The sequence below is a fragment of the Pannonibacter indicus genome, assembly GCF_001418225.1.
Taxonomy (GTDB): Bacteria; Pseudomonadota; Alphaproteobacteria; order Rhizobiales; family Stappiaceae; genus Pannonibacter; species Pannonibacter indicus.
The window spans coordinates 1-11,933 of record NZ_LIPT01000012.1; the positions used below are offsets into that span (position 1 = coordinate 1).

The 11,933-nt window shown below is 64.2% G+C and carries 14 protein-coding genes and 1 pseudogene; 9 read left to right on the forward strand and 6 right to left on the reverse strand.

From position 1 onward, the window contains the following. A partial coding sequence (locus ASC48_RS15050; RefSeq protein ID WP_055456554.1) for a transposase occupies positions 1-252 on the reverse strand: 252 nt, incomplete at its 3' end. Between the two features lie 49 nt (positions 253-301). Here ASC48_RS15050 and ASC48_RS15055 point away from each other — a divergent pair. Beyond that, positions 302-871 carry a class I SAM-dependent methyltransferase gene (locus ASC48_RS15055; protein WP_055456555.1) on the forward strand — a complete coding sequence of 190 codons (570 nt, stop codon included), beginning with the start codon at positions 302-304 and terminating at the stop codon, positions 869-871. Between the two features lie 331 nt (positions 872-1,202). Here ASC48_RS15055 and ASC48_RS20335 read toward each other — a convergent pair. Further along, positions 1,203-1,295 (reverse strand): annotated as a pseudogene (locus tag ASC48_RS20335) (integrase core domain-containing protein); the annotation flags it as partial. Between the two features lie 116 nt (positions 1,296-1,411). On the opposite strand from ASC48_RS20335, the gene ASC48_RS15065 reads away from it, so the two are divergent. Further along, entirely contained in the window at positions 1,412-1,903 is a 492-nt protein-coding gene (locus ASC48_RS15065; protein ID WP_055456557.1) for a hypothetical protein, read from the forward strand. Between the two features lie 296 nt (positions 1,904-2,199). Further along, positions 2,200-2,577 carry a hypothetical protein gene (locus ASC48_RS15070; RefSeq protein ID WP_055456558.1) on the forward strand — a complete coding sequence of 126 codons (378 nt, stop codon included), beginning with the start codon at positions 2,200-2,202 and terminating at the stop codon, positions 2,575-2,577. 36 nt (positions 2,578-2,613) lie between these two features. On the opposite strand, the gene ASC48_RS15075 is transcribed toward ASC48_RS15070, so the two are convergent. Both ASC48_RS15075 and ASC48_RS19385 read right to left on the reverse strand, forming a co-directional pair. Beyond that, positions 2,614-2,946: a type II toxin-antitoxin system HicB family antitoxin gene (locus ASC48_RS15075; protein WP_055456559.1), complete on the reverse strand. Its 333-nt coding sequence runs from the start codon at positions 2,944-2,946 to the stop codon at positions 2,614-2,616. After that, positions 2,897-3,223, reverse strand: coding sequence for a type II toxin-antitoxin system HicA family toxin (locus tag ASC48_RS19385; RefSeq protein ID WP_244270075.1), 327 nt, complete (start codon positions 3,221-3,223; stop codon positions 2,897-2,899). The genes ASC48_RS15075 and ASC48_RS19385 overlap by 50 nt, the downstream gene beginning before the upstream one ends. A 145-nt stretch (positions 3,224-3,368) precedes the next feature. Between ASC48_RS19385 and chrA the strand changes: the two genes are divergently transcribed. Both chrA and ASC48_RS15085 read left to right on the forward strand, forming a co-directional pair. Next, positions 3,369-4,601, forward strand: coding sequence for a chromate efflux transporter (chrA, locus tag ASC48_RS15080; RefSeq protein WP_055456560.1), 1,233 nt, complete (start codon positions 3,369-3,371; stop codon positions 4,599-4,601). A gap of 61 nt (positions 4,602-4,662) precedes the next feature. Further along, positions 4,663-4,998 (forward strand): phosphotransferase family protein, encoded by a 336-nt coding sequence (locus ASC48_RS15085; RefSeq protein ID WP_141658982.1) that lies wholly within the window; start codon positions 4,663-4,665, stop codon positions 4,996-4,998. Here the strand turns inward: ASC48_RS15085 and ASC48_RS15090 are convergent. Then, the gene (locus ASC48_RS15090; RefSeq protein WP_072242659.1) at positions 4,959-5,423 is read right to left on the reverse strand and encodes a hypothetical protein; all 465 of its coding nucleotides are present in this window, start codon (positions 5,421-5,423) and stop codon (positions 4,959-4,961) included. The genes ASC48_RS15085 and ASC48_RS15090 overlap by 40 nt on opposite strands. Positions 5,424-5,701: 278 nt before the next feature. On the opposite strand from ASC48_RS15090, the gene ASC48_RS15095 reads away from it, so the two are divergent. Continuing rightward, positions 5,702-5,962, forward strand: a complete 261-nt coding sequence (locus tag ASC48_RS15095) for a type II toxin-antitoxin system ParD family antitoxin (protein ID WP_055456563.1) — start codon at positions 5,702-5,704, stop codon at positions 5,960-5,962. 226 nt (positions 5,963-6,188) lie between these two features. On the opposite strand, the gene ASC48_RS15100 is transcribed toward ASC48_RS15095, so the two are convergent. Beyond that, positions 6,189-7,022 carry an ATP-binding cassette domain-containing protein gene (locus tag ASC48_RS15100; RefSeq protein ID WP_082440151.1) on the reverse strand — a complete coding sequence of 278 codons (834 nt, stop codon included), beginning with the start codon at positions 7,020-7,022 and terminating at the stop codon, positions 6,189-6,191. A 137-nt stretch (positions 7,023-7,159) separates the two neighbouring features. Between ASC48_RS15100 and ASC48_RS15105 the strand changes: the two genes are divergently transcribed. From ASC48_RS15105 to ASC48_RS15115, 3 genes are all read left to right on the forward strand, one after another. Then, a complete protein-coding gene (locus ASC48_RS15105; RefSeq protein ID WP_055456564.1) occupies positions 7,160-8,062 on the forward strand; it encodes an iron-siderophore ABC transporter substrate-binding protein in 903 nt (300 codons plus the stop codon). Continuing rightward, complete coding sequence (fhuB, locus tag ASC48_RS15110; protein ID WP_244270076.1) at positions 8,059-10,122, forward strand: Fe(3+)-hydroxamate ABC transporter permease FhuB; 2,064 nt, start codon at positions 8,059-8,061, stop codon at positions 10,120-10,122. The genes ASC48_RS15105 and fhuB overlap by 4 nt, the downstream gene beginning before the upstream one ends. A 68-nt stretch (positions 10,123-10,190) precedes the next feature. Beyond that, a complete protein-coding gene (locus tag ASC48_RS15115; protein WP_055456565.1) occupies positions 10,191-11,915 on the forward strand; it encodes an ABC transporter ATP-binding protein in 1,725 nt (574 codons plus the stop codon). The last annotated feature ends 18 nt before the right edge of the window (positions 11,916-11,933 follow it).

Consider the following 11,933-nt stretch of genomic DNA (forward strand, 5'->3'; position numbering starts at 1 on the left):
CAGGATCAGCTTGTCCAGCGTCAGATCCGCCACCGCCTTGCGAAGCCGTTCGTTCTCCTTCTGGAGATCCTTCAACTGCCGAAGCTGGTCACGGCTCATGCCGCCATATTGCTTACGCCACCGGTAGAACGTCAGCTCGGAAACGCCGATCTGGCGAACGGCATCCGCCATCGCCATGCCTTGGCCGCGCAAAACCTCAACCTGCCGAAGCTTCGTGACGATCTCGTCGGGCTTGTGTCGCTTGTTTGCCATTGTGGTCCTCCTTCAGGGTCAAAACCATACTTCAAGGTGGACCCGTTCAATGGGGGTGGATCACGATGAGAAGGCCGCGTTCATCGCGGCTCTGTTAGCGGAATATAAACCTGAAATCTGTGTGGAAATCGGTGTTTATGGTGGTCGTTCTTTGATCCCTGCTGCTGCGGCGCTGAAAGCGAATAACCAAGGTGTCATTTTTGGAATCGAGACTTGGAATAGTCAAGTGGCTACAGAGTACGCGACGAATGATGTAAACGACGAGTGGTGGTCAAAAGTAGATTTTAAGTTAGTTAAGTCCGATTTGATAAGGTTTATTCTAGATCATGATCTCGTTGAGTTTGTCAAATTTGTTGAATTTCCGTCTTCTAAAGCAAGCAACGGCTTCTTTGAGATAGATTATTTGCACATAGACGGCGCGCATTCAGTATTTAATGCGGCCGAAGACGTTGTTCTTTACGCGAAAAAAGTGAAAAAAGGAGGTGTAATTATTATGGATGACGCAAATTGGAAGACAACAAATGCCGCAGTTCAAATCCTTGATGCCCTTGGAAGTCGAATAAAGACATTTACTGACGAAGAAAATAATATAAATTGCATAGTTTTTAGGAAAAATTGATTTAGTCCGTCGACTCATAAATGTACAGAAACGGTATTCACTTGACCGTGCCGCGTTTTGAAGCGGGTTCAGGCGGTTTGGGTTTCTGGTTGGGTTGAAACCTCTTTGGCCCTGACCTGCCAGTGAGTTTTCATCCATCGGCAATTAGTGCCTTGTGGCATTTTGCGCCCCGCAGCGCGGGTAAAGCAACTGGCGATCGGCGTATCCTGTTGGGGTTAGACAGCCGATCGCGCGTTGCGGAGAGTAGGACTGCATGGGCTAGGCTGCCGGCGGATGTAGTCGTTCGCCCAGGTCGCGATGGTGGCGTGGCCAAGATCGAGGCCAAGGAGCTGGCTCTCATTCAGAATCTCGTCGCGCATGCGTCTATTGCAGCTCTCGCAGAAGCAGTTCTGCATCGGCTTTCCGGAGCGATGAAGTGCCAGGCCGCAGGGCGCCAAGCTGGACCCGAGTGAACGTGCGCGGATCAGGGATATTCTGGCCGAGAAGAACCAGGTTGATGCGATCGTCTTCGCGGAGGCGCAGAAACGTTTCGCCCGGCACGTGCAGGACTATCACGATGCGCTGTTCCAGCTGCGCGGCGGCCAGAGGCTGCGGGCGCTGGCGCCGGGGGAGGAGGCCACATTCGGCATGGAGAGCGCGCTGGTGGGCGAGGGCTGGCATGAGCGTGAGGCCGGGCTTGGCGGCGGTTGTGCCAGATGGGGCGGCCCCGGGCCATCCTCGGTGCTCTATCCCGCCGTTGCGCTGCAGGGCGAAACCTCGATTGATTTCAACATCGTGTCGGTGATCAATGATGAAATCTATGCCTCGATGCAGATCTTCATCAACGGGTCCTACGCACCGCACGAAACCTCGATCCGCGATGGTTTTCTCGTCGCCTCGGTGAAGACGCGCAGCAGCCAGGACAACACATCCGGCACGCGCATCGAGTTCCGCTTCTCCGGTGTGAAGTCGGCCTTCGAGGCCCATGGCGTCCCGGACCACCGGCGCAAGACCATCGCCCTGCAAAGCCTGCAGATGCGCCGCACGGGCTGAGGCCAGCAGTCATGGAGCTTGACCGGTTGAATACCGGTCAAGCCCATGCGTCCCCGGTCATCCCCCCGGCGTCTGCAGTGCGGATGTCAAATCTGTTTATGTTCCATAAGATAGATTACGCGATGAACTGCGGTGGAGATGTTGGGCCTTCCCGGAATTAATTGCCTTCCCCAATGTGTGCCGGGAGCGCTTGCTGCCGGGATCACCGCGTCATTGTGAAACGGATGGAACGCCGTGAAACCGTCAGGCGGCTGTGGTACAGGGCCGGAGCTTGGACGCTTGCCGGAGCGCGATTGATGGGACGTCTGCCTGATCCGGCCGAAACCTGCATTGATACCTATGACCGCAAGGACGCCGGGGGCATGCTGATGTGCCTCGCCGGGAACGTGGTCTTTCAGAACATCTCCGGCGGCGAGGTGACGGCGGAGGCGCTGGACAAGCAGAGCTTTGCGCAGATGGCGAGGTTCGGCGCGTCCGCATTCGAGACCCGGCACCAGAAGGTCTTGAACGCGATCACCGTGGCGGGCACCACACTGGCCAAGACCGGCTATACGGCGGCCGTGGCAGCCGGCCTGCCGGACGGATGGAAGGCTGGCCAGAAGCCCGCGTTCTCAGGCGCATCCGCCTTCCGCACCGAAGGCGGAAAGATCATCAGCATCGTCGATGAAAGCTGAGGTCTGACGCCTCTCCCGAAACCCCTGCCCGCTCTATCACCCCGCAGCCCGGTCGAGCACTTCTTCGGCCCACTGGTTCAGGCTCTTGCCGGACAGTTCGGCGGCCTGTGCGGCCTTGCGGTGAACCTCGGGGCTGATGCGGAACATGACCTGCCCTGAATAGGATTTCTGCGGCTCCTTGCCGATCCTGGCGCAGGTTTCGATATAGTCCCCGACAGCCTCATGGAAGGCTTCGCGCAGGCCTTCCACCGTGTCAGCATGAAAGCCCACTGTATCGCGGATGCCGGCAATGCGGCCGCTCAGGATGCCGTCCTCGTCGTCATACTCGATCCGGGCTGCATAGCCCTTGTAAGTCATGGTGTTGCTCATGGCCTGACCCCGATCCGGTCCAGAAAATCGCGTGCATCGCGCACCTGGTACCGCTTTGCTTCCTTCGCGGGATGCGGGCGTTTGCTTCCTTCGCGGGATGCGGGCGGTGAAACGCCACCACCTCGCCATCCTTCTCGAACCGCACACGTGACCCGCGCCCTTCGATCAGCCGTGCCCCTGCGGCCAGCAGCAGGCCTTCGATCGCCGCCCATTCGATGCTTCCCGGCACCGGTTCGCTAAAGATGGCGGCAAGAGTCTTGCGGTGCTTGCTGTTCATCGGAGAGAGGTAGGAGGCGCTAGCGTTAATTGCAAGCGCAATTACTCCTCTCCGCAAGATCAGCCCTGAATTCCCCCTCGTCACGCAGCCGTCACACGGCTAGGGTTAGTGGGCACCTGACACTCTTGAGGAGACACCGGCGGGGATGACCAGCGGAGCGGGACCGGAAAAGGCCGCGAGGCCGGTGGGAACGGCCAAGGAGGTGTTCGGGGTTTTCCTGAAGCTGGGGCTCACGTCCTTCGGCGGGCCGATTGCCCATCTTGGCTATTTCCGCGATGAGCTGGTGACGCGGCGCGGCTGGCTGACGGACCGGGCCTATGCGGATCTTGTGGCGCTGTGCCAGTTTCTGCCGGGGCCTGCCTCCAGTCAGGCGGGCTTTGCGCTGGGGATGCTGCGGGCCGGCTGGCTGGGGGCGCTCGCCGCCTTCACCGCCTTCACTTTGCCCTCGGCGCTGGTGCTCTTCGTCTTTGCCCTGACGGCGGCGCGCATGTCTGGGCCCTTGGGCACCGGCGCGCTGCACGGGCTGAAGATCGTTGCCGTTGCCATTGTGGCGCAGGCGGTCTGGGGCATGGCGAAAAACCTCTGCCCGGACAGGGAGCGCGCGGCCATTGCCGTTGGCGCTGCCGCCCTGCTTGCCCTTTTGCCCGGCGCTGTTGGAATGGTGGCGGCGATCCTGCTGGGGGCCAGTTCCGGTCTGGTGCTGGGCCGGGGGCAAGGGGCAGCGGCCGCCCCGCCTGCCCCCTTGCCCGTGACGCGGGGTGCGGCCCTTGCGGCGCTGGCCGTTTTTGCGGCGCTGCTGGTGCTGCTGCCGCTGCTGGCGGGGCACAGCCAGAGCCTTGCGGTGATGGACAGTTTCTACCGCGCCGGGGCGCTGGTCTTCGGCGGCGGCCATGTGGTGCTGCCGCTGCTGGAAGCGGAAGTGGTGCAGCCCGGCTGGGTGACGCCGGACGCCTTCCTTGCCGGTTATGGCGCGGTGCAGGCGATGCCGGGGCCGCTCTTCACCTTTGCCGCCTATCTCGGCGCGGTGCTGGGGCCTGCGCCCAATGGCCTTGCGGGGGCGGCGCTGGCGCTTGTCTTCGTGTTCCTGCCCGGCTTCCTGCTGCTGGTGGGCGCCCTGCCCTTCTGGGACCGGTTCCGCACCCTCGCCCCGGCGCAATCGCTGATGCAGGGGGCCAATGCCGCCGTGGTTGGCATTCTGGGCGCCGCGCTCTATACGCCCGTTTTCACCAGCGCCATCGGCGGCCTGCCGGATTTCACGCTTGCGCTTGCCTGTTTCGTGCTGCTCGTGGCCTTCAAGGCCCCGCCCTTCGCCGCCGTTGTGCTGGCCGCCGCAGGCGGAGCGGTACTGGCGGTTTGGGCAAGCCCGGGCGGCGTTTGAGCCTTTTCAAGGCGTGATGCGTCAGCATCGGACGCCTTGGCATGAGAAAAAGGACAAGCTGGTGCATGCAGATGATCTTCCCGTCACGGAGGCCCTGAGCCATGCGCTGCTGACCTGGCAGGCCCCGCAATGGGCGCATCTGCCGGTCTCCCGGATGGCCTCCACGGGCACGGACAATGCGCTGTACCGGATCGGGAACGGTCTGGTGCTGCGCATTCCCCGGCTGCGCCATCGCGGGCATGCCGGGCCTGAGATGGGCTGCGAATTCGGCATATTTGACTGGAGGGAGGGCGAGGTTGCCACGCCGCAGAACATTGCCAGCGTGACGGAGCGGGGCGGACTATGTGGCGGCGGCCCTCAGAACACGCGGATCTCGTCGTCCGCGCTGCTGGCATAGGTGCCAGAGGAAACGGCTTTCTTGCGTGGGACGAGCGTGACCTTCAGGTCATCCGGCAGGGAGGCGGTGATGATGTCGCCCACCCGGCCGATGCTGAGCAGGGACAGGCCCGCCTGCGGGTCCAGCTCATAGGACAGGTTCACCTCCTGCCCGGTGGAAGGCTCGCCCCGGGCGAGCGGGCCGGTGAGATAAAGATGCAGGAGGCCGAGGCGCATCAGCCGCTCCTTCTGGGCGCGCAGGAGGTGGATGACCTCCGTCGCCGAAGGCTCGCGCCGGTTCAGTCCGTCCATGTAGCTGGCGAGCAGCTCGTTGAGAAGGTCCTGCACCTTCAGCCCCCGCTGCGCCGCGACGGCCTTGAACCTGTTCCTCAGGCTCACCGGCACGCGGGCGGAGAGAAAGGCGGTCTTTTCAGGTCCGTCGGTCATGCGGGGCAACCCATGAGCTCAGGGCGCGGCGGCACCCCGTCTTGAGAAGGCTTAGGCACTGAAGAAACTGGAGAAAACCAGCCTGTGCACAAATGCACAGTAGGCCCCTCCCCTGCCCGCTGTCCAGAGGAGAGACGGCGCGCGGCGCTGGATTTGCGCAAGCGCTTGAGCCGCGCGCGAAAGGGAAGGCTCTTCCACAACTGGCACGAGGTGTTTCTATCAAGAATTATTGGATCTTGTTATGCGTGGTAAAATGGCCGGAAAGGAAGGCTACACCCATGCGCACCCTGACCGTATCCCTCACTCCGCACCAGGCTGCGATGATGCAGGCGGCCGTTGACAGCGGCGGCTATGCTTCAAACAGCGGAATCGTCCGCGAAGCCCTGCGGTTGTGGGAGCAGCGGGAAGAGGTTCGCCAGCTGGAGCTGGCTCGCCTGAAACAGGCCTATGATGAAGGCATGGCAAGCGGTGAAGGCCGCCAGCTGGATGCCGGCGGGCTTCTGAACGAACCGAGAGCGGAAGCGCGCAAGCGTGGCTAGGGCGGTCTTCAGTCCCCCTTCCCCTTGAGCTACTGCATGCACACGTCGTGCAGAAAGACGTTCAGGGCTTTTGCAACAGGTGATAGCCGTTGTTTCAACGGCGGGGCCTATCTGTCCTCCTCCCCCTTGAGGGGAGGGGAACCGGGAGGCCTTAGCCAGAGGCGCAAAACTTTGAAACGGCTTGCCTTTCCGGCATCAAAGCAACATCTGCGGCCCGCCTTGATGCTCAGCGCACCAGGGCCACCGGGTGGCCGGAGGTGGTGGCGGGCAGGACGTCCATGTCGACGTTGTAGATGCGCCGCAGCGCCTCGCTGGTCATGATCTCCGCCGGGCTGCCTTCAAGGATCTTCTGCCCCGAATGCAGCGCCACGATGTGATCGCAGAAACGGGCGGCCATGTTGATGTCATGCAGCACGGTGATGGCCGTCAGCCCCTTGTCGCGCACCAGATCGCGGATCAGGCCAAGCACCTCCAGCTGGTGGCCGATGTCGAGGGCGGAAATCGGCTCGTCCAGCAGCAGGCAGTCCGCATCCTGCGCCACCATCATGGCGAGCCACGCGCGCTGGCGTTCGCCGCCGGACAGCGTGTCCACCAGCCGGTCTGCAAAGGGCTCCATGCCGGTGCGGGCCAGTGCTTCTTCCACCTTGGCCTTGTCGGAGGCGCCAAAGCGGCCAAGGGCGCCATGCCAGGGATAGCGGCCAAGGGCCACGAGTTCGCGCACCAGCATGCCGGGCGCCACGGGCGTGTGCTGCGGCAGATAGGCGAGCTTGCGGGCAAAGGCACGGGCGTTCCAGCGGCTCAGGGCCTCGCCCTGAAAGCGGATGGTGCCGCCGGCGGCCTCCTGCTGGCGGCCGAGCAGCTTCAGCAGCGTGGATTTGCCCGAGCCGTTATGGCCGATGAGCGCGATGGATTTGCCCGCCGGCAGGTCCAGGTCCAGCGGCTGCAGCAGCACCTTGCCGCCAAGGCGGAAGCTGACATTTTCCAGAGAAAAGGCGGGAGCCAGCGGAAGATCGAGGGACGGCGCGGCGTCAGCCCGGAGGGCGCTGGCGGACATGGACATGAAACCCGGATTCCGTTACTGGTCAAACTGGAGTTATGTTTTCATGTTTCGCGGATCGGGGCGGAAAGGTCAAGCGGCGGCGCCTGCTGCTGCGCTCCACCCGCCCGCCATCACGCTGTCTGATACTGGTTTGTCCCATGAAAAGAACGGCTACGAGGCTTTGCAGCCGGCGAAGCATCCTTGCGGGCGCTGCGTGGCTTCTTGCTGCCCGTCCGCTCCATGCCCTTGCGGCGGCGGCAGTGCCGCGCGTGGCTTGCGTGGACTGGGCCATGCTGGAAACCGCCATGGCACTGGGGGTGACCCCTGTGGCGGCAACGGAACTGCTGCAGTTCCGCAGATCCGCCGTGGAGCCGGTGATCCCGGAGACGGTGGCGGATCTTGGCCTGCGCGGCGCACCCAATTTCGAGCTGCTGTATCTGCAAAGGCCGGAGCTGATCCTCTCCTCCCCCTTCTATGCCAGCAGTCAGGCAGCGCTGCAGGCCATCGCGCCGGTGCTGTCGCTGCCTTTCTATCTGCCGGGCGAACCGCCTTTCGCAAAGGCGCTGGCGGCGGTGGAGCAAGTGGCCGCCCGGCTGGGCGTGCCGGAGAAGGGGCGCACGGTGCTTGTGGAGGCTGATGCCCGGCTTGAGGGGTACCGCAAGCGCCTTGCCCGCTTTGCAGACCGTCCGTTCCATCTCATCAACATCGGTGATGCCCGCCACTTCCGGGCTTTCGGGGCGGACAGCATGTTTGGCGATGTGCTGAAGCGCCTTGGTCTTGAGAATGCCTGGACGGACCAGTCCCGCTTCAGCTTTGCCGCGCCCGTGCCGCTGGAAATGCTGGCAGAGCGCCCGCAGGCGCGCATCGTCATCGTCTCGGAAGTGCCGGTCGAGGCGCGCAGCGGCTTTGAGGGCAGCATGATCTGGAACATGCTGGAACCGGTGCGCGAGGGCCGGGTGATCCGGCTGGCAAACATCAATCCTTATGGCGGCATCACCGCAGGCCTGCGCTTTGCCCGGCTGCTGACGCAGGCTCTTGAAGGGGGGCGAGAGCCCGCATGAGCCTGATGCACGCCCCTTCCCCCTCCCCTTCCCCTGCTTCCTCTTTCCGGCGTCCTGCCCTGCCCGGCCTTCTGCTGTGGCTGGTGCTTGCGGCTGCGGCCTTTCTGTTCTTCGCCACGGGCACGCTCTCGCGGCTGCCGCTGGCCGAATGGCCCGATCCTTTCAGCGCGCCGCAGGCCATGAGCATGGATCAGCTGATCTTCGTTCATGCGCTGCTGCCGCGCACGGCGGTGGCCCTGCTGGCCGGGGCGGCGCTGGGGCTCGCGGGGGCCCTGCTGCAGGCGGTGCTGCGCAACCCCATTGCAGATGCCTCCACCCTCGGCATTGCCGCCGGGGCACAGCTGGCCATTGTCGCGGCAACGCTGCTGTTTCCCGCCTTCCTCGATGGCAACCGCCAGCTGACAGCCTTTCTCGGGGCGGGCCTCGCCGCTGCTATGGTCTTCGGGCTTGGCGCGCGCCAGCGGTTCGAGCCGGTGACCATGGTGGTGGCAGGCATGCTGATTGCCATCCTGTGCAGCGGGCTTGCGGCGGCGCTCACCCTGTCGCGGGGCGAATATCTGATGTCGCTGGCCATCTGGAACGGCGGCTCGCTGAGCCAGCAGGACTGGAGCCCTGCCCTCTGGCTGGCGGGGCAGCTTGCCCTTTATGGCGTGCTGGCGGCGCTGGCCATCCGTCCGCTGGTGATGCTGGATCTGGGGGACACGTCCGCCCGGGCGCTCGGCGTCAATCTGGGTCTTGTCCGCTTGCTGGTGGCGCTGATCGCGGTTGGCCTGTCGGCCATGGTGGCAGCGGCGGTGGGGCTCGTCGGCTTTGTGGGGCTTGCGGCCCCTGCCCTCGTCCGCGCTGCGGGCATCCGCCGCCGTGCTGCCGTGCTGGCTGCCTCTCCGCTGATGGGCGCGCTGCTGCTGTGGCTGTGCGACGGCATGGTGCAGACGCTGGCGGTGACGGGCGGTGACACGTTCCCCACGGGCTCGGTTGTCGCCCTGCTGGGCGGGCCGCTGATCCTGTTTCTGCTGGTCCGCATGCGCCACACCAGCCTTGCCAGCGGCATGACGGCCGGTCATGCACCTGCGGCCAGCCCCCTTCGCTCTCCTTTGGCCTTCCTGCTGGTCTGCGGCGGGCTGATCGCCTTTGCGGTCCTGTCCCTGTTCCTTGCCAGAACGGGTCAAAACTGGACGGGGCCAAACTGGACCGGACAAGCCTGGATCTGGCTCGATCCCGCCAGTTTTGCCGGACTGCTTCCCTTCCGCCTGCCGCGCATGGCGGCGGCTGCTGCTGCGGGCGGGCTGCTGGCGCTCAGCGGGGCGATCCTGCAACGGATGACGGGCAACCCCATGGCAAGTCCGGAGGTGCTGGGCGTTAGCGGCGGCGCAGGCACCGGTTATGCGCTGTCGCTCCTGCTGCTGCCTGCGGCGGGGTCCTGGCAGCTTCTGGGCGGTTCCCTTGCCGGTGCGATGGTGGCCCTGCTGATGGTGCTGGCCTTTGCCCTGCGGCGCAATCTGGCACCGGAGCGCCTGCTTCTGGCGGGCATTGCCGTCAGCGCCTTCTGTTCGGCGCTGCTGGCCGCTCTTGTTGCCACGGGAAACCCCAGGGCCTGGCAGATCCTCGCCTGGCTCGGCGGCACGGCCGCTTCCGCCACGCCTGAAACGGCGGCGGCGCTCATCCTGTGCCTTGCGCTTGCCCTCGGTGCCAGCCTGCTGGCCTCGCGCTGGCTCACCATCCTGCCGCTCGGGCAGGCGGTGCCCCTGTCGCTGGGCCTGCCGCTGCGCGCCAGCCGGGGCGTGCTGATCCTTGTGGCAGCACTGGCAACGGCGGCGGCTTCGCTGCTGGTGGGGCCTTTGAGCTTTGCCGGGCTCATCGCCCCGCATATCGTCAGCCGGGCGGGCATCCGCCGCACACCCGGCTTTCTCGCCGGATCGGCATTGCTGGGCGCAGCACTCATGGCCATGGCCGACTTCGGTGCCCGCACAGCCGCCTTTCCCTACGAGTTGCCGTTAGGGCTGTTTGCATCCATGGCCGGAACGCCGTATCTGATCTGGCTGATGGCCCGAAAGACATGAGACGCTGGATGGCCCTGCCCTTCCCCCGCCTTCCCTTCCACTGCGCCTTCCCTTCCTGAAGAGCTTCCATGACCAAGACCGAGCTGATCCGGCGCTTTGCCGCCTATTACAAGCCGCACAAGGGCCTTTTCGCGCTGGACTTCGGCAGCGCAGTTGCTTCCGGAATGCTGGAGCTGGCCTTCCCGCTGGCCGTGACGCTGTTCATCGATCAGCTGCTGCCGACAGGCCAGCTCGGCCTCATCGCGCTGGCGGTTCTGGGGCTGATGGCGATCTATTTCTTCAACGCGGGGCTTCAGGTCATCGTCACCTACTGGGGCCACATGCTGGGCATCGCCATCGAGACGGAGATGCGGCGCAAGGCCTTTGATCACTTGCAGAAACTCTCCTTCGGCTATTTCGACAATCAGAAGACCGGCCATCTCGTCGCCCGGCTGACCAAGGACCTGGAGGAAATCGGTGAGGTGGCTCACCATGGCCCGGAAGATCTGTTCATCGCCCTGATGACGTTGACCGGCGCCTTCTTCCTGATGCTGCATGTCCATACGGAGCTGGCGCTGATCACCGGCGTTGTCGTGCCGGTCACCGCCTGGGTGACGACCCACTACGGCAGCCGCATGACCTCCACCTGGCACGCGCTTTATGGCCGGGTGGCGGATTTCAACGCCCGCATCGAGGAGAATGTCGGCGGCATCCGCGTGGTGCAGGCCTTTGCCAACGAGGACCACGAGCGCGCCCTCTTTGCCGACAGCAACATCCGCTACCGCGACACGAAGCTGGCCGCCTACAAGGTGATGGCTGCCTCCATGTCCCTGTCCTACCTGTCCATGCGCTTCGTGCAGGTGGTGGTGATGCTGGCGGGCTCCTGGTTCGTGGTGCGCGGGGATCTGAGCGCGGGCGGCTTTGTCGGCTTCCTGCTGCTGGTCAACGTGTTCTTCCGTCCGGTGGACAAGATCAACTCCGTGATCGAGACCTATCCGAAGGGCATCGCCGGCTTTCAGCGCTATCTCTCCTTCCTAGCGGTGAAGCCGGACATTGCCGACCGGCCCGGCGCGCGTGCCGTGGGGCGGCTGGACGGGGACATCAGCTACAAGGATGTGCGTTTTGGTTACAAGGCGGATGCGCCGCTTCTCAACGGGGTGTCCTTCGCCATCAAGGCCGGTGAAACGGTGGCCTTTGTCGGCCCGTCGGGCGCGGGCAAGACGACCATCTGCTCCCTGCTGCCGCGCTTCTATGACGTGACCGGCGGTGCCATTTCCATCGACGGCACCGATATCCGCGATCTGACGCTGAAGTCGCTGCGGTCCAACATCGGCATTGTGCAGCAGGACGTGTTCCTCTTCGCCGGAACCATCCGCGAGAACATCGCCTATGGCCGCCTTGGCGCCAGCGAAGCGGATATCCGCGAGGCGGTGCGCCGGGCAAGGCTGGACGAGCTGGTGGAAAGCCTGCCCGATGGCCTTGATACGGTGATCGGCGAGCGCGGGGTGAAACTCTCCGGCGGGCAGAAGCAGCGGCTGGCCATTGCCCGGATCTTCCTGAAGACCCCCCCCATCCTTATCCTCGACGAGGCGACCTCCGCCCTCGACACGGAGACGGAGAAGGCGATCCAGCAGTCGCTGGCCGAGCTGTCCACCGGCCGCACCACGCTGATCATCGCCCACCGGCTGGCCACCATCGCAGGCGCAGACCGTGTGTTCGTGGTGGAACAGGGCCGCATTGTCGAGGAAGGCAGCGAGGCTGAACTGCTGGCCCGCGAAGGCAGCCGTTATGCCCGGTTGCGTCTGGCGCAGTGAAATCCACAGAATCTTGAC